This is a genomic window from Streptomyces sp. NBC_01210 (genome assembly GCF_036010325.1).
GTDB lineage: Bacteria > Actinomycetota > Actinomycetes > Streptomycetales > Streptomycetaceae > Streptomyces.
Map to the genome: position 1 here is coordinate 6,832,297 of NZ_CP108549.1, position 20,209 is coordinate 6,852,505.

Annotated in this window: 21 protein-coding genes; 10 read left to right on the plus strand and 11 right to left on the minus strand. The window is 69.5% G+C overall.

Annotated features, from left to right (window positions below):
• Window positions 1-3: 3 nt before the first annotated feature.
• Window positions 4-585, plus strand: coding sequence for a recombination regulator RecX (gene recX / locus OG735_RS31165; protein ID WP_327326454.1), 582 nt, complete (start codon window positions 4-6; stop codon window positions 583-585).
• 367 nt (window positions 586-952) lie between these two features.
• On the opposite strand, the gene OG735_RS31170 is transcribed toward recX, so the two are convergent.
• The 8 genes from OG735_RS31170 to OG735_RS31200 all read right to left on the minus strand — a co-directional run bounded on the left by OG735_RS31170 (window position 953) and on the right by OG735_RS31200 (window position 7,179).
• Window positions 953-1,339 carry a rhodanese-like domain-containing protein gene (locus tag OG735_RS31170; protein WP_327326455.1) on the minus strand — a complete coding sequence of 129 codons (387 nt, stop codon included), beginning with the start codon at window positions 1,337-1,339 and terminating at the stop codon, window positions 953-955.
• Entirely contained in the window at window positions 1,336-1,872 is a 537-nt protein-coding gene (locus tag OG735_RS31175) for a cysteine dioxygenase (protein WP_327326456.1), read from the minus strand. The genes OG735_RS31170 and OG735_RS31175 overlap by 4 nt, the downstream gene beginning before the upstream one ends.
• A 70-nt stretch (window positions 1,873-1,942) precedes the next feature.
• A complete protein-coding gene (locus OG735_RS42070) occupies window positions 1,943-1,990 on the minus strand; it encodes a hypothetical protein (RefSeq protein WP_309506048.1) in 48 nt (15 codons plus the stop codon).
• Window positions 1,991-2,061: 71 nt separating this feature from the next.
• Window positions 2,062-3,678, minus strand: coding sequence for an FAD-dependent monooxygenase (locus OG735_RS31180; RefSeq protein ID WP_327326457.1), 1,617 nt, complete (start codon window positions 3,676-3,678; stop codon window positions 2,062-2,064).
• Window positions 3,679-3,841: 163 nt separating this feature from the next.
• Window positions 3,842-4,762: an amino acid ABC transporter permease gene (locus tag OG735_RS31185; RefSeq protein WP_327326458.1), complete on the minus strand. Its 921-nt coding sequence runs from the start codon at window positions 4,760-4,762 to the stop codon at window positions 3,842-3,844.
• Window positions 4,759-5,424 (minus strand): amino acid ABC transporter permease, encoded by a 666-nt coding sequence (locus OG735_RS31190; RefSeq protein ID WP_327326459.1) that lies wholly within the window; start codon window positions 5,422-5,424, stop codon window positions 4,759-4,761. Before OG735_RS31190 ends, OG735_RS31185 begins: the two co-directional genes overlap by 4 nt.
• Window positions 5,425-5,502: 78 nt before the next feature.
• Window positions 5,503-6,342 carry a glutamate ABC transporter substrate-binding protein gene (locus tag OG735_RS31195; RefSeq protein WP_327326460.1) on the minus strand — a complete coding sequence of 280 codons (840 nt, stop codon included), beginning with the start codon at window positions 6,340-6,342 and terminating at the stop codon, window positions 5,503-5,505.
• A 51-nt stretch (window positions 6,343-6,393) separates the two neighbouring features.
• Window positions 6,394-7,179, minus strand: coding sequence for an amino acid ABC transporter ATP-binding protein (locus OG735_RS31200; protein WP_327326461.1), 786 nt, complete (start codon window positions 7,177-7,179; stop codon window positions 6,394-6,396).
• A 252-nt stretch (window positions 7,180-7,431) separates the two neighbouring features.
• Between OG735_RS31200 and OG735_RS31205 the strand changes: the two genes are divergently transcribed.
• Together OG735_RS31205 and OG735_RS31210 are read left to right on the plus strand one after the other, a co-directional pair.
• Window positions 7,432-8,139: a response regulator transcription factor gene (locus tag OG735_RS31205; RefSeq protein WP_327326462.1), complete on the plus strand. Its 708-nt coding sequence runs from the start codon at window positions 7,432-7,434 to the stop codon at window positions 8,137-8,139.
• Window positions 8,140-8,154: 15 nt separating this feature from the next.
• Window positions 8,155-9,546: a sensor histidine kinase gene (locus OG735_RS31210; protein ID WP_327326463.1), complete on the plus strand. Its 1,392-nt coding sequence runs from the start codon at window positions 8,155-8,157 to the stop codon at window positions 9,544-9,546.
• 53 nt (window positions 9,547-9,599) lie between these two features.
• Here OG735_RS31210 and OG735_RS31215 read toward each other — a convergent pair whose 3' ends face one another.
• Window positions 9,600-10,598 carry a TAXI family TRAP transporter solute-binding subunit gene (locus tag OG735_RS31215; protein WP_327326464.1) on the minus strand — a complete coding sequence of 333 codons (999 nt, stop codon included), beginning with the start codon at window positions 10,596-10,598 and terminating at the stop codon, window positions 9,600-9,602.
• A gap of 98 nt (window positions 10,599-10,696) precedes the next feature.
• On the opposite strand from OG735_RS31215, the gene miaB reads away from it, so the two are divergent.
• Window positions 10,697-12,187 (plus strand): tRNA (N6-isopentenyl adenosine(37)-C2)-methylthiotransferase MiaB, encoded by a 1,491-nt coding sequence (gene miaB, locus OG735_RS31220; RefSeq protein WP_327326465.1) that lies wholly within the window; start codon window positions 10,697-10,699, stop codon window positions 12,185-12,187.
• Between the two features lie 82 nt (window positions 12,188-12,269).
• Complete coding sequence (locus OG735_RS31225; protein WP_327326466.1) at window positions 12,270-12,977, plus strand: class III extradiol dioxygenase subunit B-like domain-containing protein; 708 nt, start codon at window positions 12,270-12,272, stop codon at window positions 12,975-12,977.
• A gap of 180 nt (window positions 12,978-13,157) precedes the next feature.
• Here OG735_RS31225 and OG735_RS31230 read toward each other — a convergent pair whose 3' ends face one another.
• Window positions 13,158-13,394, minus strand: a complete 237-nt coding sequence (locus tag OG735_RS31230; protein ID WP_327326467.1) for an antitoxin — start codon at window positions 13,392-13,394, stop codon at window positions 13,158-13,160.
• A gap of 33 nt (window positions 13,395-13,427) precedes the next feature.
• On the minus strand, window positions 13,428-13,703 hold the full coding sequence (locus tag OG735_RS31235; RefSeq protein WP_327326468.1) for a hypothetical protein: 276 nt from the start codon (window positions 13,701-13,703) through the stop codon (window positions 13,428-13,430).
• A gap of 182 nt (window positions 13,704-13,885) precedes the next feature.
• Between OG735_RS31235 and miaA the strand changes: the two genes are divergently transcribed.
• The 5 genes from miaA to OG735_RS31260 all read left to right on the plus strand — a co-directional run bounded on the left by miaA (window position 13,886) and on the right by OG735_RS31260 (window position 20,053).
• Window positions 13,886-14,824: a tRNA (adenosine(37)-N6)-dimethylallyltransferase MiaA gene (miaA, locus tag OG735_RS31240; RefSeq protein ID WP_327326469.1), complete on the plus strand. Its 939-nt coding sequence runs from the start codon at window positions 13,886-13,888 to the stop codon at window positions 14,822-14,824.
• A 198-nt stretch (window positions 14,825-15,022) separates the two neighbouring features.
• Window positions 15,023-15,370, plus strand: a complete 348-nt coding sequence (locus tag OG735_RS31245; RefSeq protein ID WP_327326470.1) for a hypothetical protein — start codon at window positions 15,023-15,025, stop codon at window positions 15,368-15,370.
• Window positions 15,371-15,396: 26 nt separating this feature from the next.
• Window positions 15,397-16,296, plus strand: a complete 900-nt coding sequence (gene dapF / locus OG735_RS31250; protein WP_327326471.1) for a diaminopimelate epimerase — start codon at window positions 15,397-15,399, stop codon at window positions 16,294-16,296.
• Window positions 16,297-16,436: 140 nt separating this feature from the next.
• A complete protein-coding gene (locus OG735_RS31255; RefSeq protein ID WP_327326472.1) occupies window positions 16,437-18,524 on the plus strand; it encodes a RelA/SpoT family protein in 2,088 nt (695 codons plus the stop codon).
• Between the two features lie 65 nt (window positions 18,525-18,589).
• Window positions 18,590-20,053, plus strand: coding sequence for a M1 family metallopeptidase (locus OG735_RS31260; RefSeq protein ID WP_327326473.1), 1,464 nt, complete (start codon window positions 18,590-18,592; stop codon window positions 20,051-20,053).
• Window positions 20,054-20,209: the final 156 nt, after the last annotated feature.

Consider the following 20,209-nt stretch of genomic DNA (forward strand, 5'->3'; position numbering starts at 1 on the left):
CCCGTGGCACGGCGAACGGACTGGCCGGACCCGGACAGCGGCCCCCCTTTCTCGTCGAGGGCCGAGAAGGGGGAGCCGCCACCCCAGGATCCGGCCGAGCGGGCGCGGGCGATCTGTCTGCGCCTGCTCACCGGGACCCCGCGCACGCGCAAGCAACTCGCGGACGCGCTGCACAAGCGTGAGATTCCCTCGGAGGTGGCCGAGGAGGTCCTCTCACGCTTCGAGGACGTGGGCCTGATCAACGACGCGGCTTTCGCGGACGCATGGGTGGAGTCCCGGCACCACGGCCGGGGCCTCGCACGGCGCGCTCTTGCGCGGGAGCTGCGTACCAAGGGCGTGGACTCCGCGCTGATCGACGAGGCGGTCGGGCAGCTCGACCCCGAGCAGGAGGAGGAGACCGCCCGCGAACTGGTCGCCCGCAAACTCCGCTCCACCCGCGGCCTCGACCGCGACCGTCGTCTTCGCCGCCTGGCCGGCATGCTCGCCCGCAAGGGGTACCCCGAGGGCACGGCCCTCCGGGTGGTCAAGCGCGCCCTGGAAGAAGAGGGCGAGGACATGGACGACCTGGAGGGCGACGGCTTCTAGCGCGGCCGCCGCGGGCTGCGCGCCTGGGCTTGCAGTGCGCCCGCGCCGAGGGTGCCGTCCAGGGCTGCGCCTCGGTGCGCCCGCACCAGGGGTGCGTTCAGCTGCGCCTCCGTCGTGCCCGCGCCGAGGGTGCCGTCCAGGGCTGGGCATACGGTGCGCCCGCGCCGGGGGTGCGAGCAGGGCTGCGCCTACGTCGCGCCCGCGGCTGGGGCAACCACCGCCGCCCGCGCCGGCTCCCGGACATGCCGGCTCCTGGACGCGAGCCCCGGCCCGCGTCCTGGCGCCGCCGCCACCCCAGCGGCATGCTCGCGCCACCGAGTTGGCCACCGCCAAGCAGGACCGCAGGACCGGCCCGCTCCCGACGTACCTACGGCTCGACCGGCAGGCCCGCGGTCTTCCAGGCCTGGAAGCCGCCGACCAGGTCCGTCGCGCGATGGATGCCCAACTGCCGCAAGGACACGGCCGCGAGAGACGACGCGTAGCCCTCGTTGCAGATCACCACGACCCGCAGATCGTGACTTACCGCCTCCGGCGCACGGTGACTGCCCTGCGGGTCCAGCCGCCACTCCAGCTCATTGCGTTCGACGACCAGTGCACCAGGAATCAGCCCGTCCCGCTCGCGCAGCGCCGCGTACCGGATGTCCACCAGCAGCGCCCCGTCCGCGGCCGCCTCGAAGGCATCCTTCGGCTCGACCCGGTCCAGGTCCTCCCGCACCCGCTCCAGAAGCTCGTCGATCCCGATCCGCTCGCTCACTGCCAGTCCTCCGGACGCTCGACATGCTCAAGACGGAGCACCGCGCCGGACCGGCTGAAGCGCCGGATCAGCGGCAGCGGCGGATAGTACGCATGGACCGATACGGCATGCTCGGTGGCCGACTTGTTCAGCACCTCGTGCACATGGTGTGTTCCGAAGGCCCGGCTTTTGCCCGCCGCCAACTGCCGCTCGCGGTCGACCCCTTCGTTCAGTTCCAGGGTCTTCCATCCGCTCGCGGGCAGCCGCACGGCGAGGGCGTTCTCCTTCAGCTCGCCCGCGGCCGTGGCGAACGCGCCGAACGATTCGGCGTGGTCGTGCCAGCCGGTGCCCGTGCCCGGCGGCCAGCCGATCAGCCAGGCCTCACTGCCGCCCGGGCCCTCGAGCCGTACCCAGGTACGGCCCTCGGGATCGAGTGGGAGCGAGGCGATGAGGTCGTTGTCGGCGGCGCAGCGCCGCACGAAGTCGAGCAGCTCGGCGGCGGTCGGCGCGCTCGAGTCACGGGTGGCCACAGGGGCAGAGACAGGCTGGGACACGGAAACCGTCCTGGAAGTTCGCGGGAGAGCACGCGGGCTCAGCAGGCCACAGCGCGCGAGGAAGGCGAATTCAGCAGGACGGACGACACACGCAGCCCGCATAGCGGACGAGGTCCATATGGACCCTCCGCCACAGGCGCACCTTGGTGTCAGTCACGCTCCGGAGTACACCATGTCGACCCTCGAGGGTCAATTGATGTCCGCAGTGCGGTCCCTGTGTACCGCTGAGGGAGCGCCGTGCAGCGCTGAGGGAGCGCCGCCACGCGCCGCGTCCGCCGCCGCGTACAGCTCTGCAGGCCGCACTCCCGTGAACGACGCGACCAGGTGTCCGTCGGGCCGCACCAGCAGCACGGTGTGCGCGGACGCGCCCGGGTAGCTCTCCGTCACCAGCAGCTCCGCCCGCACCGGCAGCGCGGTGACCGCCGCCGCCAGCCGCGGCATCACGCCCGCGCTCACCCAGTGCCGCCGGTCCCACACCCCGGTACCCGGCGCGACCAGCACCACCAGCAGCTGCCCCTGTCCCAGCCTGTCCCGCAGCCGTGCACTGGCCCCGTCGGGCACGGTCACCCGTACATCGGCGACCGGCGCGCCCGCCTCCGTGCCGACGAGCGTCTGCGCGTCGGCGTACTCAGGTGCGAGGGGGGAGTGCGTGTAAACGGGGGGCGCACCCAGTGGGCCGTGCCCCAGATGGCCGTCGGTGAGCAGGGTGTCGTGCCCGCGCGTGCTGCCCGGGAAGTACGTACGCAGCGCGCTGCCGCCGCGCAGTATCGGCAGCGACTGGTCGGCGGCGCGCAGCCGCGCGGCGACGGCGGCGCGCCGCTCCGCCTGATAGCTGTCGAGCAGCGGCTCGGACGCGCCGTGGTGCCAGATGTGCGCCAGCTTCCACGCCAGGTTGTCGGCGTCCCGCAGCCCTTCGTCGAGGCCCTGGGTGCCGAGCGCGCCGAGCAGATGGGCGGCATCGCCCGCGAGGAAGGCCCGGTCCACACGCCAGCGCCGGGCGAGCCGGTGGTGCAGGGTGTAGACGCCGGTGTCGAGCAGTTCGTACGGAGGTGTCTCACCGCACCAGCCGGCCAGGGTGTCCCGCAACCGAGCCACCAGGGTGTCAGGGGTGACCAGTTCACCGCGGGGCGGCAGCAGCCAGTCAAGACGCCAGACGCCGTCCGGCAGCGGGCGGGCCGTGACCTCGTCGCCGCCCGTGTGCCAAGGCGGCTGGCGGTGCAGCAACGCCTCGTCGGGCCAGGGAAGTTCGGTACGCAGGGCGGCGACGGCATGCCGTTCCACCGCCGTACGCCCCGGGAAGCGGATGCCCAGCAGCTTGCGGACGGTCGACCTGGCACCGTCACAGCCGACCAGATGGCTTCCGCGCCACCAGGTCGCCCCGGGCCCGCGGGTGTGCACGCTGATCCCGCTCGCGTCCTGCTCCAGCGAGTCCAGACGACTGTCGGTGACGAGCCGGACCAGCTGCTGCCCGGCGACGGCGTTCCGCAGTCCGCGCGTGAGTGCGTGCTGGGGGATGTGCAGCGGCGCGGGAGCGCCGCCGTCGCCGAGTACGAGCTGCCGTACGTCCTGCTTGCGCCGCATCGAGCGCCAGCCGGTCCAGCGGGCTCCTTCGGCACGGACTGTGGCACAGCCGAGCCGTTCCACCATGGCCGCCGTGTCGGATCGCAGTACGACCGTGCGTGCGGGGCGCGGCTCGTCCTTGTCCGTGCCTTCGTCGAGTACGACGGAAGGGACACCTTGCGTGGCAAGGGCCAGCGAGAGCGCGAGCCCGACCGGCCCGGCGCCGACGATGATCACCGGGTCCACGGCGTGACTCCTCGGGCCCGAAGGGTCGTGCGGGAAGGTGAGAGGGGAGCCCGGTGCGCGATCACAGAACGTATGCAACCTATTGCGGGTGCCCTCGTCAAGTGACGGGGGGCGGCGGCGCAATCGCGCCGCCGCCCCCCGTGGAGCCTGTGGATCCGTACCGTCAGATGCCGCCGCCTCCGGCGCCGGACTTGAAGTCACCCGACACCGAGATCGGTGCCGCCGTCTCCTCGACGGTTCCGGGGCCCACGACCGCACCCGTGCTCTTCTTGCCGCGCCGCAGACGGCCCTCCAGCCAGCTTGCGAACGAGGTGAGCGTGAAGTTCACCGCGATGTAGATGAGGGCGATGACGGTGAAACACGCGATGGTGTTCGCGCCGTAGTTGGCGCTCATCGGACGAGCGGATGCCAGCAGTTCGGAGTAGGTCAGCACCGCGCCGCCGAGGGCGGTGTCCTTCACGATGACCACGATCTGACTGACGATGGCGGGCAGCATGGCGGTCACCGACTGCGGCAGCAGCACGTACCGCATCGTCTGGCCCTTGCGCATACCGATCGCCTTGGCCGCGTCGGTCTGGCCCCGGGGGAGGGACAGGATGCCGGCCCGAACGATCTCGGCGAGCACCGAGGCGTTGTAGAGGACGAGACCTGTGACCACGGCGTACAGGGGACGCTGGTCGGCACTGATGTTGTCGAACTGGGAGTACGCCGCGTTCGCGAAGATCATCAGGACCAGAACCGGGATGGCGCGGAAGAACTCCACGACGATGCCGGACGGCATGCGCACCCACAAGTGATCCGAGAGCCGGCCGATGCCGAACAGCGCTCCGAGGGGCAGTGCGATCACCAGGGCGAGGCCCGCGGCGATCAGCGTGTTCTCAAGCCCCGGCCAGAGGTACGTCTCCCACGGCTGGCCGCTGGTGAAGAACGGCTTCCACTTGATCCAGTCGAGCTGGTGCTTGGAGTTGAGGCTGTCGTACACCCACCACAGCACGCCCGCGAGGGCGAGCAGGAACAACACCGTGTACAGGATGTTGCGCTGCTTGGCGCGCGGCCCCTGTGCGTCATAGAGGACGGACGTCATCGCTTCACCGCCACCTTCTTGCTCACCCAGCCGAGGATCAGGCCGGTCGGGAGGGTGAGGCAGATGAATCCGAACGCGAAGACAGCTGAGATCAGGATGAGTTGGGCCTCAGCCTCGATCATGGTCTTCATCAGGTTCGCGGCCTCGAGAACACCGATCGCGGCGGCCACCGTGGTGTTCTTGGTCAGGGCGATCAGCACATTGGCCAGCGGGTTGACGACCGAGCGGAAGGCCTGCGGGAGGATGATCATCCGCAACACCTGGGTGAAGCTCAGCCCGAGGGCACGCGCTGCCTCCGCCTGGCCGGTGGGGACTGTGTTGATGCCCGACCGCAACGCCTCGCACACGAAGGCGGAGGTGTAGGCGATCAGACCGAGCACCGCCAGCCTGAAGTTGATCGTCTCGAAGTCCTCCGCCCCGAGGGTGACGCTCAGCGTCTGGAACAGGCCCAGCGAGGTGAAGAGGATGATGACGGTCAGGGGGATGTTCCGGACCACGTTCACATAAGTGGTACCGAAACCGCGCATCAGGGGGACCGGGCTGACCCGCATGCCGGCCAATAGCGTTCCCCATATCAGGGAACCGAGGGCGGAGTAGACGGCGAGTTGCACCGTCACCCAGAAGGCCCCCAGTAGGTCGTAACCTTCAAGAAAGTCGAACACGATCTCCCGCGCTTCCGCGTGTGGGGAGGGCCCGGCGCGCCGCCGTCAGCGGCGGCGCACCTCGTCAGCCCTGCTTCACTACTTGACGATGTTGCCGATCTTCGGGGCGGCCTCGTTCTTGTAGTTCGCCGGACCGAAGTTGGCCTTCACGGCCTTCTCCCAGGAGCCGTCCGAGACCATCTTGGTAAGGGCCGCGTCGATCTTCTTCTTCAGGTCGGCGTCGCCCTTCTTCAGGCCGATGCCGTAGTTCTCGTTGCTCAGCTTGAAGCCGGCCAGCTTGAACTTGCCCTTGGCCGTGTCCTGCGAGGCGTAACCGGCGAGGATGGAGTCGTCGGTGGTCAGCGCGTCAATGACCTTGTTCTCCAGGCCGGTCAGGCACTCGGAGTAGCCGCCGTACACCTGCAGCTGAGCCTTCGGGGCGAGCTTCTCCTTGACGTTCGTCGCGGAGGTCGAGCCGGTGACCGAGCACAGCTTCTTGTTGTTCAGGTCCGCCGGGGACTTGATCGAGTCGTCGTCGGCGCGGACCAGGATGTCCTGGTGGGCCAGCAGGTAGGGACCGGCGAAGTCGACCTTGGCCAGACGCTTGTCGTTGATCGAGTAGGAGGCGGCGATGAACTTGACGTCACCGCGCTCGATCGCCGTCTCGCGGTCGGCGCTCTTCGTCTCCTTGAAGGTGATGTCCTTGGCGTCGTAGCCGAGCTCCTTGGCGACGTACGTGGCGACGTCGACGTCGAAGCCGGTGTACTTGCCGTCGGGCGTCTTCAGGCCGATGCCCGGCTGGTCGATCTTGATGCCGATCGTGATCTTCTTGCCGCCGCCGGCCGAGTCGCTGTCCTTGTCATTGGAGCCGCAGGCGGTGGCGGCCAGCGCGAGTGCGAGCACAGCGGCCGAAGCGGCGGTGACCTTGCGAAGCTTCATGGTGACTTTCCCCTGGGTTGACGCGATGTGGGTGATCAGCTGATCCGGGACTCAGTGGTGCAGGATCTTCGACAGGAAGTCCTTGGCGCGGTCACTGCGCGGGTTGCTGAAGAAGTTGTCGGGCGTGGCCTCTTCGACGATCTTGCCGTCGGCCATGAACACGACCCGGTTGGCGGCCGAGCGCGCGAATCCCATCTCATGGGTGACGACGACCATCGTCATGCCTTCCCGGGCGAGCTGCTGCATGACCTCCAGCACCTCATTGATCATCTCGGGGTCGAGGGCGGAGGTCGGCTCGTCGAAGAGCATCACCTTGGGATCCATCGCCAACGCCCGTGCGATGGCGACACGTTGCTGCTGACCACCGGAGAGCTGGGACGGGTACTTGTCCGCCTGCGTGGCCACGCCGACCCGGTCGAGCAGGGCGCGTGCCTTCTCCTCGGCAGCCTTCTTGTCCATCTTGCGGACCTTGAGCTGGCCCAGCATCACGTTCTCGAGCACCGTCTTGTGCGCGAAGAGGTTGAACGACTGGAAGACCATCCCCACGTCGGCACGCAGCCTGGCCAGCTCCTTGCCCTCATCGGGCAGCGGCTTGCCGTCGATCGAGATCGCACCTGAGTCGATCGTCTCCAAGCGGTTGATCGTGCGGCACAGCGTGGACTTCCCGGACCCGGAGGGCCCGATGACGACCACGACCTCGCCACGGGCGATGGTCAGGTCGATGTCCTGGAGCACATGCAGCGCGCCGAAGTGCTTGTTGACGTTGCTCAGCACGACCAGGTCGCCCGCGGTGGGCACAGCGTCCTCGGCGCCCTTGGTCACTGAAACTCCGCTCATCGGCTTCTTGCTCCGTCCTCCTCGGTTGGCAGGACCCTATTCACCTAGTGCGACCAGCGTCATTACATCTGAGCGGAAATTGAGGATAACGATCCGGCTGCAACCGGACACTATGCGTGAACGGGGAGGTGATCGGCGTACCGGGTGGGTAACGGAAACCGCCATGTAACGGGGTGCCTCTTGACTGTCTGGGCGACAATCGGCCTTGATGCCCAGGTACATCGGAGAAGACCGCACAACCGGAGGGGGGCCATGAGACTGCTGCTCGTCGAGGACGACGACCATGTCGCCGCCGCCCTCTCCGCCGTACTCGCAAGGCACGGCTTCGAAGTGGTGCACGCTCGCAACGGCGAGGAGGCGCTGCAGGCCGTGCTGCCCGCGACGCATCCGCACAAGCCGCCTTTCGGGGTCGTGCTGCTGGATCTGGGGCTGCCCGACCAGGACGGCTACCAGGTCTGTGGCAAGATCAGGAAGCTCACTTCGATCCCTGTGATCATGGTGACCGCGCGGGCCGACGTCAGATCCCGGATACACGGGCTCAACCTCGGGGCCGACGACTATGTCGTCAAGCCGTACGACACCGGTGAGCTGCTCGCGCGCATCCACGCCGTCAGTCGGCGTACCGCGCCCGGAGACGAAGCTGCTACGGCCACCGCCGATCACGCGCTGCGGCTCGGCACGGTCGTCATCGAACTGCCCACCCGCCGCGTCAGTGTCGACGGTGCGACGGTGCAGCTGACCCGCAAGGAGTTCGACCTGCTGGCCCTGCTCGCGCAGCGGCCGGGCGTCGTCTTCCGCCGGGAGCAGATCATCAGCGAGGTGTGGCGGACCAGTTGGGAAGGGACCGGCCGCACGCTCGAGGTGCATGTGGCGTCCCTGCGCTCCAAGCTCCGCATGCCCAACCTGATCGAGACCGTGCGCGGCGTCGGCTACCGCCTCGTCGTTCCCGTCGGCGCGTAAGGCCCGTAACTCCCTGTGCGTACCCGACTTCTTCCGCTGCTCATCGTCCTCATGGCGGGCGTGCTGCTCGCGCTCGGCTTCCCGCTCGCCGTGAGCGTGGCCGCCGCACAGCAGCAGCGGGTCGTCGTCGACCGGATCGACGACACGGTGCGCTTCGCGGCGCTCGCACAGTTCGTCACCGATCGCTCGGGTGCCGACGAGCGGCGCTCCACGCTCCAGGAGCAGCTCGACCGTTACCACGACACCTACGGCATCAGTGCGGGCGTCTTCTACCGTGACAGCGACGCCATGGCACGCGCCCCCGAGACCTGGTCCGTGCCGCTGAATGGCCAGGGCCGACAGGCCTTCGAAGAGGCGCTGTCGGGGCGGCGCAGCCATGACCCGCCGCAGGTCTGGCCGTGGCAGCAGGGCGGCCGGCTCGTCGTCGCCTCACCGGTCGTACGGGACGGGGACGTCGTGGCCGTGGTGTTCACGGACTCGCCCACCGGCCAGCTGCGTTCACGCGTGCTGCAGGGGTGGCTGCTGATCGCGGCAGGCGAGGGCGCGGCGATGCTGCTGGCCGTCGGCGCCGCCTTCCGCCTCACGGGCTGGGTGCTGCGGCCGGTACGCATCCTGGACGCGGCCACTCACGACATCGCGACCGGGCAGATGAACTCACGTGTCGCGGCGGCGAGCGGACCTCCGGAACTCCGGCGCCTGGCCCGTTCGTTCAACGAGATGGCCGACAATGTCGAAGAAGTCCTCGAACAGCAGCGGGCGTTCGTCGCCGACGCCTCCCACCAGCTGCGCAACCCGCTCGCCGCGCTGCTGCTCCGGATCGAGCTCCTCGCACTCGAATTCCCCGCGGGCAACGAGGAGATCGCCTCGGTCCGCACCGAGGGCAAGCGCCTCGCCCAGGTCCTCGACGACCTGCTGGACCTGGCGCTGGCCGAGCACGCCTCCGCGGATCTTCAACTCACCGATATCGGCGAACTGGCCGCCGAGCGGGTCGCGGCCTGGCGCCCCCTCGCCGAGGAGATGGGCGTCCGGCTGACCGGACACGGCGCCGCGGTCACCGCCTGGGCCGATCCGGTCGCACTGTCCAGCGCACTGGACGCGGTGATCGACAATGCCCTGAAGTTCACGCCCCAGGGCGAGGAGGTCACGGTCTCGGTCGCCTCCAACGGTGAGAGCTCCACGGTGGTGATCACCGACGGTGGTCCGGGTCTGACCGACGAGGAGCTGGCCCGAATCGGCGACCGCTTCTGGCGCAGCGGCCGCCACCAGAACGTCAAGGGCTCCGGCCTGGGCTTGTCCATCTCGCGCGCGCTGCTGACGGCGGGCGGTGGCTCCATCGCGTATGCGCATCACGAGCCGCGCGGACTGCGGGTGACCGTCACTGTCCCGCGTACGTCTCCTACGGCCTGACCGGGCGTTATCGACGGCCTGACCGGGCGGCGACGACGGGCGCCCAGCCAGGGCTACGGCTTGACCGAGCGGTAGTAGCGCTGGGCGCCTTTGTGCAGCGGCAGCGGATCCGTGTAGACCGCGGTCCGCAGATCGACCAGCTGGGCAGGGTGCACCGTATTGCCGATACGGTCCCGGCTGTTGATCACCGTACGGGTGAAGCCCTCGGTCATCGCCGGATCCATCCGGTCCGTGGTGACCAGCAGATTCGCCACCGCCACGGTCGGTACGGGCACGCCGCTCTGCGCCTGGAGATAGGCGTCGGCGGGCATCACAGCGGAGCGGTAGTAGCTGGTCGACTCGCCTGTGGCGTGCAGCTTCTCGACGAGATCGGCCTCCAGCGGGACCAGCCGGATCTGGAAGCGCGCGGAAAGCTCTTCGATGGCCGCCGTCGGCAGGCCGCCCGACCAGAAGAAGGCATCGAGCTCGCCGGCTTCGAGCCGCCCGGGCACCGTGTCGATTCCGGCCGGCACCGGAGTGATGTCCCGCGTCGGATCGATCCCTGAGGCCCTCAGCAGCCGCTCGGCGACCAGCCGCACACCCGACCCCTCCTGCCCGATGCCCACCCGCTTGTCGCGCAGATCGCGGACCGACATCACCGGCGAGCCGCGTGGCACGATGAGCTGCACATAGTCGTCGTACAGCCGGGCACAGCCGCGCAGCCGGGTGGCGCCCGGCTTGCCGTCCCGCTTGTACTTGGCGACGGCGTCGGCCGTGGCGATGGTGAAGTCGGCCTCGCCTGCGGCCACCCGCGCGAGATTCTGCTGCGAGCCCTCACTGGTCCGCAGATCGATCTTCACATCCGGCAGGTCATGGGCGAGAGCGTCCTTCAGCAGCACGCCGTACCGCTGATAGACGCCGCTCTGCGAACCGGTGCTGAAGGTCAGCGTCCCGCGCGGCGAGGTCCCGCCGAAGGGCAGCAGCCACCACAGCAGCAGCCCGAACACCACCAGGGCAGCGGCCGACCCCTGGAGGGCACGGCGGCGGCTGATGCGGGACAGGGCCGGGAACATGGCCGCGATCCTGCCAGCTCACTCCCTGTAATGGCCAGGCCCTCCCTCGCGGAGGGAGGGGCGGAGCGTCGGTACGACCCCGTACCCTGGTGGGCGCGATGAGTGCGAAAACTTACGAGGTGCGCACCTACGGGTGCCAGATGAACGTCCACGACTCCGAGCGGCTGTCGGGCCTGCTGGAGGACGCAGGCTATGTGCGCGCGCCCGAGGGTGCCGACGGTGACGCCGATGTCGTCGTCTTCAACACCTGCGCGGTGCGGGAGAACGCCGACAACAAGCTGTACGGCAATCTCGGCCGGCTCGCGCCGATGAAGACCAAGCGGCCCGGGATGCAGATCGCCGTCGGCGGCTGCCTGGCCCAGAAGGACCGCGACACCATCGTGACCAAGGCGCCGTGGGTGGACGTCGTCTTCGGTACGCACAACATCGGCAAGCTGCCGGTGCTGCTGGAGCGCGCCCGTATCCAGGAAGAGGCGCAGGTCGAAATCGCGGAGTCGCTCGAGGCCTTTCCCTCGACGCTGCCGACCCGCCGTGAGTCCGCCTATGCGGCGTGGGTCTCCATCTCGGTCGGCTGCAACAACACCTGCACCTTCTGTATCGTCCCGGCGCTGCGGGGCAAGGAGAAGGACCGCCGGCCCGGCGACATCCTGGCCGAGGTGGAGGCGCTTGTCGCCGAGGGCGTCTCCGAGATCACCCTGCTCGGCCAGAACGTCAATGCGTACGGCTCCGACATCGGCGACCGCGAGGCGTTCTCCAAGCTGCTGCGCGCCTGCGGAAGGATCGACGGTCTGGAGCGGGTCCGCTTCACCTCGCCGCACCCGCGCGACTTCACGGACGATGTGATCGCGGCGATGGCCGAGACCCCGAACGTCATGCCGCAGCTGCACATGCCGCTGCAGTCGGGTTCGGACACGATCCTGAAGGCGATGCGCCGCTCGTACCGGCAGGAGCGTTTCCTCGGAATCATCGAGAAGGTGCGCGCGGCCATTCCGCACGCCGCCATCTCCACCGACATCATCGTGGGCTTCCCCGGCGAGACCGAGGAGGACTTCGAGCAGACGATGCACACGGTGCGCGAGGCGCGCTTCGCGAACGCCTTCACCTTCCAGTACTCCAAGCGCCCCGGCACCCCGGCGGCCACCATGGAGGGGCAGATCTCCAAGGAGGTCGTCCAGGAGCGCTATCTGCGCCTGGTCGCCCTCCAGGAGGAGATTTCCTGGGAGGAGAACAAGAGGCAGGTCGGCCGGACGCTGGAGGTCATGGTCGCCGAGGGCGAAGGCCGCAAGGACGGCGCCACCCACCGCCTTTCGGGGCGCGCGCCCGACAACCGCCTGGTGCACTTCACCAAGCCGGACGAGGTAGTGCGCCCGGGCGATGTGGTGACTGTCGAGATCACCTATGCCGCGCCGCATCACCTGCTCGCCGAGGGCACTGTGCACTCCGTACGTCCCACCCGGGCGGGCGACGCCTGGGAGAAGCGCAATGCCGCGGCGGCCGCGAAGCCGGCCGGCGTGATGCTGGGCCTGCCGAAGATCGGCGCACTCGAGCCGCTTCCGGTGGCTCAGGCGCCCGGGTGCGGCTGCGACTGACGGGCGGCCGCGGACGGCGGACAGCCCGCTGGAAGGCCCGTCGGCCAGAGCGACGGACTGAGTACGGACTACGCTGGCGATCATGCTTGTCGCCGCAGCCGTCTGCCCCTGTCCGCCGCTGCTGGTCCCGGACGTCGCCGCCGGGGCCGCCCCGGAACTCGACACCGCGCGGACCGCGTGTGCCGATGCGCTCGGGGTGCTCGCCGCCGCCCGGCCCGATCTGCTCGTCGTGCTCGGACCTGCCGAGCAGGACGGCCGCGGCCCGCACCTCGCGGGCGCGACCGGCTCCTTCCACGGGTTCGGCGTGGACCTCGACGTACGGCTCGGAGCGGGCGAGGTCCAGGATCGGCCGCTGCCGCCCTCGCTGGCCGTCGGCGCCTGGTTGCTCACCCGCGCCCGGTGGGCGGACGCCCCGGTGGAGGGCCTCGGTGTCGGCGAGCAGCTCGCCGGTGAGCGCTGCGTGGCTGTCGGACGGGAACTGGCCGCCAGGGCGGACCGCGTCGCGCTGCTGGTGATGGGTGACGGCAGCGCCTGCCGCACGCTCAAGGCCCCCGGCTATCTCGACGAGCGGGCCGCGGACTTCGACGGACGGACCGCCCGTGCGCTGGGCGCCGCCGATGTCGAGGCGCTCAAGGCGCTGGACGAGTCACTGGCGTACGAACTCAAGGCGGCGGGCCGCGCTCCGTGGCAGGTGCTCGCGGGAGCCGCGGAGAACGCGGGACTGGCCGGACAGCTGCTGTACGAGGACGCCCCGTACGGCGTCGGCTACTTCGTCGCCACCTGGTCCTAGTGGGCGTAGAGCCGCCCCGTTGTGGCGGACCCAGAGCCGCAAGCCGCCCGTCGTGACGGACGTGACGGACGTGACGGACGTGACGAGGATGTAGAGGCGTGACGTAACGAGGACGTCGAGCGGACGTACATCGGCGGGCGGCCGCGGAGCGAAGAGTTCCGCGGCCGCCCGCCGGTGATGTCAGGAAGCCGGAGGCGTCGTGCCATCGTCCTTGTGGGCGATTCGGCCCAGGGCGTTCTTGGCTTTGCCGGTGCCAGTCTCGATCTTGCTGCTGTACTTGCCCTTGGTCTTTTGATCGACCGTCTTGGCGGCTCTCTCCAGACCGTGCTCGATCTTGCCACCGTGCTGCTGCGCGAGGTCAGAGACCTTGTCCTTGGCCGGGGTGAGCTTGGCTTTCAGCGTGTCCTTGAAGCCCATGGGTCATCTTCCCTCGTGTTCCCTCGCCGGGGACTACTTGCGGGCGCCCTCTCCGGCTTCGTTGTCCGCCGCCTCCTCGGCCGACTGCTGCTTCGGAATCTCCACGCCTTCGGCCGCCGTGGCCTCGGCCGCCTCGGCGACCTCCGCCTCTTCGGCTTCGGTGACGTCGGCCGCCGCGTCCTTCGACGCTTCGGAATCGGAATCCGCCTCAACCGGGGACTCGGCTGTCAGAGTGCTGACAACTGCCTCCTCGGTTGACGCCTCGGCAGTCGTCTTGGACTTACGACGAAATCGTGAAAAAACGCCCATATCTGCTCCATAGCCTACTCGTGTGGGCGAAGTTCCGCGCCGCCCGGGGCGTCTCATTGCGCCGCCCGCGGGCACCGGCCCAAAAACCGGCGTTCGGAACCTCGCAACAGGCAACGAACCCGCCCCTGTGCCGTCACCTCGCTCGTTCGGGGACATGCCCGCGGGTTTGCGAGACTGGGGCAGTGAGAAGTGCAGCTCCCGCACCGCGGGTCATCGCCATCGTCGGTCCCACCGCGGCCGGAAAGTCCGATCTGGGTGTTTTTCTGGCCCAGCGGTTGGGCGGTGAAGTCGTCAACGCCGACTCCATGCAGCTCTACCGAGGGATGGACATCGGTACCGCCAAGCTGACGACCGACGAGCGCGGTGGCGTCCCGCACCGGCTCCTGGACATCTGGGACGTTACCGAGGCCGCGAGCGTCGCCGAGTATCAGAGGCTGGCCAGGGCGGAGATCGACCGGCTGCTCGCCGAAGGCCGTACGCCCGTGCTCGTCGGTGGCTCCGGGCTCTACGTACGCGGTGCCATCGACGCCCTCGAATTCCCCGGCACCGACCCAGAGATCCGTGCCCGGCTCGAGGAGGAGCTGACGCAGCACGGCTCCGGTGCGCTGCACGCCCGGCTCGCCACCGCCGACCCCGAGGCCGGCAGCGCGATCCTGCCCAGCAACGGCCGCCGCATCGTCCGGGCGCTCGAGGTCATCGAGCTCACCGGCAAGCCCTTCACTGCCAATCTCCCCGGCCATGACGCCGTGTACGACACCGTCCAGATCGGCGTCGACGTCGAACGCCCCGAGCTCGACGAGCGCATTGCGCTGCGGGTCGACCGGATGTGGGAGGCGGGTCTCGTCGACGAAGTGCGTGCGCTGGAGGCGCAAGGTCTGCGCGAGGGGCGCACGGCCTCACGTGCACTCGGCTACCAGCAGGTGCTCACGGCGCTCGCGGGGGAGTGCACGGACCAGGAGGCGCGCGAGGAGACCGTGCGCGCCACGAAGCGCTTCGCGCGCCGCCAGGATTCCTGGTTCCGGCGGGACCCGCGGGTGCACTGGCTGAGTGGAGCCGCCCAGCGCAGGGCGGAACTTCCGCACCTGGCGCTGGCGTTGGTCGAACGAGCGGTCACAGCCTGATCACGTGATGGCATCGGGACGCTCTGGCAGTCATTTCGGCGCCCTGGAGCGTGCCATCATCGAGCATCGATCGACGTGGAGTCCGAATTGGGAGGGCGCGTGGCGATGGAGGCCGGCCCTCGCGACAGAGAACAGGAAAGGCGTGACGCAGCGGACAGCGCGTCCCGTCTGAGTCCGGACGGGCCTGACGAGCAGGACGTGATCGCGGACGAGGTCGAGGTCGAACTGCGCCCGCAGCGCAGGCTGCGGATCTGGCAGCTCGCCCCCATCGTGACGCTCGCCGCGATCGGCTCCCTGATGTTCGCCTTCCCTCTCGCCTTCGGCACGGGCGACGGCGGAGCGGTCGTCGCCATGCTGGGACTGCTGATCAGCTGCTGCGCCGCCGGCTGGGGCGTGATGGCAGCCCGCCGCGTGGGCCACACCTGGCCCGGACTGCCGGCCCGCGGCTCCGGGGAGCGCCCCGACTGGCGGGTCATCGCCCTGTACGTCGGCGTGGGCGCGGCGATCGTCGCGCTCGCCGTCTGGCGCGTGGCACGCCTCCGCTGAACTGTCCGCCCCGCCGTCCTCGTACGATGGACGGCGTGAGCACTCCGCAGACCTCGCCGATCGCCTTCCTCAAGGGCCATGGGACCGAGAACGACTTCGTGATCGTCCCCGACCCGGACAACGCCATCGACCTGCCCGCATCAGCTGTCGCCAGACTCTGCGACCGCCGGGCCGGCATCGGCGGCGACGGACTGCTGCATGTCGTGCGGTCCGCGACGCACCCCGAGGCGCATGCCATGGCCGACGAGGCCGAGTGGTTCATGGACTATCGCAACGCCGACGGGTCGATCGCCGAGATGTGCGGCAACGGCGTACGCGTCTTCGCCCGCTACCTCGAGCGAGCGGGCCATGCCGAGGCGGGCGACCTGGCCGTGGCGACCCGCGGCGGCGTCAAGAAGGTGCACCTCACCAAGGAGGGCGACATCACCGTCTCCATGGGGCGCGCGCTGTTTCCCGAGGACGGCGTCACAGTCACCGTCGACGGCCGCAGCTGGCCCGCCCGCAACGTCAACATGGGCAATCCGCACGCGGTTGCCTTCGTCGACGACTTGGACCACGCAGGCGATCTGCTCTCCGTACCGGCCTTCAGTCCGGCGTCGGTCTACCCGGACGGCGTGAACGTCGAGTTTGTCGTCGACCGCGGCGAGCGCCATGTCGCCATGCGCGTGCACGAGCGCGGCTCCGGCGAGACCCGCTCCTGCGGCACGGGTGCGTGCGCCGTCGCCGTGGCGGCCGCCCGCAGGGACGGGGCGGACCCCTCGGTCACCGGCGCCCCGGTCACGTACACCGTGGATCTCCCCGGCGGACGGCTGATGATCACGGAACGGCCCGACGGCGAGATCGAGATGACAGCCCCCGCCGTTATCGTCGCCGAGGGCCACATCGAACCGGCCTTCCTCGCTGTGACCGAAACCGTGATCGCATAGAGCTTCGCTCGAATGGGTGATCCCTTTCACGCTGAGCGAGAGCCGGACTGCGCCACGTGGTGGGCTCGGTAGCATCAAGCACCGGCACGGAGTGCACGCCTGCCCTTTCCACCGCCGGTCGAAGCTGCCGGAGGTGCCCCATGAGTGCAGAGGCCACCAACCCTGGTGCCCACAGCCGCAGGCGCGGCCGTCCCAGGATCGACCTCCGCAGGCTGGGCCGCGCCGCGCTCCTCGGGCCTGCCGCCCGGGACCGGCTGCCCGACGCGATCGGCCATGTCGCCGACGCGCACCGCGCACACCATCCTGACGCCGACCTCGCCATCCTGCGCAAGGCGTACGTCCTGGCCGAGTCCTCCCACCGCGGACAGTTCCGCAAGAGCGGCGAGCCGTACATCACGCATCCGCTCGCCGTGACGCTGATCCTCGCCGAACTGGGCGCCGAGACCACGACGTTGACCGCCTCGCTCCTCCACGACACCGTCGAGGACACCGAGGTGACTCTCGATCAGGTGCGTAAGGAGTTCGGCGCCGAGGTCTGCTATCTCGTCGACGGCGTCACCAAACTGGAGAAGGTCGACTACGGCGCCGCCGCCGAGCCGGAGACCTTCCGCAAGATGCTCGTCGCCACCGGCAACGACGTCCGCGTGATGTCGATCAAACTCGCCGACCGGCTGCACAACATGCGCACGCTCGGCGTCATGCGCCCCGAGAAACAGGCTCGTATCGCCAAGGTCACCCGCGACGTCCTCATCCCCCTCGCCGAACGGCTCGGCGTACAGGCGCTCAAAACCGAGCTGGAGGACCTGGTCTTCGCGATCCTCCACCCGGAGGAGTACGAACGCACCCGCGCCCTCATCGCCGAGAACACCGGCGCGGGTGATGCGCTCGCCGCCACCGCGGAGGACTTCAAGACGGTGCTGCGGGACGCCGACATCGCCGCCGAAGTCCTCGTCAGGCCACGGCACTTCGTCTCCGTCCACCGGGCGCGGCGCAAGCGTGGCGAGATGCGCGGCACGGACTTCGGCCGGCTGCTGGTGCTCGTCGGCGAGGACGCCGACTGCTACGGAGTCCTGGGTGAGCTGCACACCTGCTTCACCCCGGTGATCTCCGAGTTCAAGGACTTCATCGCCGCCCCCAAGTTCAACCTGTACCAGTCGCTGCACACCGCTGTCGCGGGACCGGAAGGAGCGGTCGCCGAAGTCCTCATCCGTACACACCAGATGCACAAGGTCGCCGAGGCCGGAGTGATCGCACTCGGCAATCCGTACGTACCCCTGGAACCCGTCGAAGGGGCAGAACCGGCCGACGGCGAACGCGCGGACCCCACCCGGCCCGGCTGGCTCTCCCGCCTCCTGGAGTGGCAGCAGTCCACCCCCGACCCCGACACTTTCTGGTCCTCCCTGCGTGCGGATCTGGCACAGGACCGGGAGATCACCGTCTTCCGCGCCGACGGCGGCATGCTCGGACTGCCGGTCGGCGCGAGCTGTGTGGACGCCGCGTACGCGCAGTACGGAGAAGAGGCGCACGCCTGTATCGGCGCACGCGTCAACGGCCGTCTGGCGACGCTCAGTACGGTGCTGAGCGACGGCGACACAGTGCATCTGCTCCTCGCCCAGGACGCCGCATCCGGACCTTCGCCCGACTGGCTCGACCATGCCCGCACACCCGCCGCGCGCATCGCCATCACCGCCTGGCTCGAGGCGAATCCGGAGGGGACGAAGGTCCCCGCCACCGCCATCCGCCGGCCCGCCCCCGTCACCGCCGACCGGCCGGCGGCCGCGAACGCCGTCGTCGATCTGCCGGACGCGACGGTACGTCTCGCCGGCTGCTGTACGCCCGTACCGCCGGACGCCGTCACCGGGTTCGCGGTACGCGGCGGCGCCGTGACCGTCCACCGCGAGAAGTGTCCGGCCGTGGCCCGCATGAGAGCCCTGGACCGCGAGCCCATCGCGGTGAGCTGGGGCGATGCCGCCGAATGCCGGGTCACTCTGATCGCTGAGTCCTTCGGCCGCCCGCGCCTGCTGGCCGATCTCACCGAGGTCATCGCCACCGAGGGCGCGGCCATCGTCTCGGCCACCGTCGAGCCGCCCAGCGAACAGCGCGTACGGCACACGTACACCCTTCAACTCCCCGACGCTGCCGGGCTTCCCGCCCTGATGCGCGCCATGCGTGATGTGCCGGGGGTGTACGACGTGAGCCGCACCCAGCATCCGGCGGCCACCGCCTGATCTCGTTCGGGTGGTGCGACGCGCGCCGCCACGGTCCGCGCCGGGCGCGCTGATAGCCGTAGTGCATGCTGCACACCTCTCGGCGCCGCCTGCGTGCCACTCTGCTGGCCGCCGCATCGGCCACCCTCGTCGCCGCGGCCCTGCCTCCGCCCGCACCGCTCGGCATCGGTGATCCGCTCTTTCCGCAGCTGGGCAACCCCGGCTATGACGTCCTCGCCTACGACATCGCCTTCACCTATCGCGGCAGCAACGCCAAGCCGCTGGACGCCGTCACAAAGATCGACGCACTGGTGACTCGGCGCCTGGACCGCATCAATCTCGACTTCACGCACGGCACCGTCAGCGCGGTCGAAGTGAACGGCGAGTCCGCCGAGTTCGCGAATGCCGGAGAGGACCTGGTGGTCACCCCGACGGACGCGGTCGAGGAAGGATCACCGCTGCGGATCACCGTCACGCACACCAGCGACCCGAGGGGACCCGCGGACGCCGGAGGCTGGGTGCGTACCGCCGACGGGCTCGCGATGGCGAACCAGGCCGACGCCGCCCACCGGGTCTTCCCGTCCAATGACCACCCTGCCGACAAGGCGTACTTCACCTTCCGGATCACCGCGCCCAGCGAGCTCACCGCGGTGGCCAACGGAGAGCGGACGGCAAAGGTACGGACAGGGTCCACCACCACGTGGGCGTACCGGACCGTGCATCCCATGGCCACCGAGCTGGCCCAGGTGTCGATCGGCCGCTCGACCGTCGTCCGCCGCCAGGGACCGCACGCCCTGCCCGTACGCGATGTCGTGCCGACCGCCGATCGCACGAGGCTGGAACCCTGGCTGAAGAAGACGCCGGAACACCTGAAGTGGATGGAGCGGCAGGTCGGCCGCTATCCCTTCGAGTCGTACGGAGTGCTGATCGCCGAAGCCAACACCGGATACGAGCTGGAGACGCAGACGCTCTCGCTCTTCGAGCGCTCGCTCTTCACCCAGGGCACCTTCCCCGAGTGGTACGTCGACTCGATCATGGTGCATGAGCTGGCCCACCAGTGGTTCGGCAACAGTGTCTCGCCCCGCACCTGGTCAGATCTGTGGCTGAACGAGGGGCACGCCACCTGGTACGAGGCGCTGTACGCCGACGAGAAGACGCAGAAGTCCCTGGACCTGCGGATGCGCGAGGCGTACAGGCAGTCCGACCGCTGGCGTGCGGACGGCGGGCCGCCGGCCGCGCCCAAGCCGCCGAAACCGGGGGAGAAGATCAGCATCTTCCGTCCCGTGGTGTACGGCGGCAGCGCACTGGTCCTGTACGCGCTGCGGCAGACGATCGGGAAGGACGCCTTCGGGCAGCTGGAGCGGGCCTGGGTGAGCGGGCACCGGGACCGGACGGCGACCACCGCCGACTTCGCGGCACTGGCGTCGGGGATCGCGGGCCGTGACCTGTCGGCGTTCTTCCGGGAATGGCTGTACGGGAAGCGGACGCCGCCGATGCCGGGGCACACGGACTGGCGCAGCACGGCCGGCCCAGCCGCCGCAGCCCGCTGAAACTGGGGTGACGGCCCCGGCAGGCCCGTGGGACCATCAACAGGTCGACGACGCGGCCGGGGCCGGAACCTCTTGGGGAATCATCCGGGGCCATTACGCGTTGTGACTGACGTACCGGAATTCTCTCCGGCACTTTTTCCATCGACTCCCATCGAC

Coding starts and splice junctions, on each gene's coding strand:
- OG735_RS31205 (WP_327326462.1), top strand. CDS start 7,432: ATGAGACTGCTGCTCGTCGAGGACGACGACCATGTCGCCGCCGCCCTC.
- OG735_RS31215 (WP_327326464.1), bottom strand. CDS start 10,598: ATGTTCCCGGCCCTGTCCCGCATCAGCCGCCGCCGTGCCCTCCAGGGG.
- OG735_RS31225 (WP_327326466.1), top strand. CDS start 12,270: ATGCTTGTCGCCGCAGCCGTCTGCCCCTGTCCGCCGCTGCTGGTCCCG.
- dapF (WP_327326471.1), top strand. CDS start 15,397: ATGGACGGCGTGAGCACTCCGCAGACCTCGCCGATCGCCTTCCTCAAG.
- OG735_RS31235 (WP_327326468.1), bottom strand. CDS start 13,703: ATGGGCGTTTTTTCACGATTTCGTCGTAAGTCCAAGACGACTGCCGAG.
- OG735_RS31230 (WP_327326467.1), bottom strand. CDS start 13,394: ATGGGCTTCAAGGACACGCTGAAAGCCAAGCTCACCCCGGCCAAGGAC.
- OG735_RS31260 (WP_327326473.1), top strand. CDS start 18,590: ATGCTGCACACCTCTCGGCGCCGCCTGCGTGCCACTCTGCTGGCCGCC.
- OG735_RS31255 (WP_327326472.1), top strand. CDS start 16,437: ATGAGTGCAGAGGCCACCAACCCTGGTGCCCACAGCCGCAGGCGCGGC.
- OG735_RS31195 (WP_327326460.1), bottom strand. CDS start 6,342: ATGAAGCTTCGCAAGGTCACCGCCGCTTCGGCCGCTGTGCTCGCACTC.
- miaB (WP_327326465.1), top strand. CDS start 10,697: ATGAGTGCGAAAACTTACGAGGTGCGCACCTACGGGTGCCAGATGAAC.
- OG735_RS31185 (WP_327326458.1), bottom strand. CDS start 4,762: ATGACGTCCGTCCTCTATGACGCACAGGGGCCGCGCGCCAAGCAGCGC.
- OG735_RS31200 (WP_327326461.1), bottom strand. CDS start 7,179: ATGAGCGGAGTTTCAGTGACCAAGGGCGCCGAGGACGCTGTGCCCACC.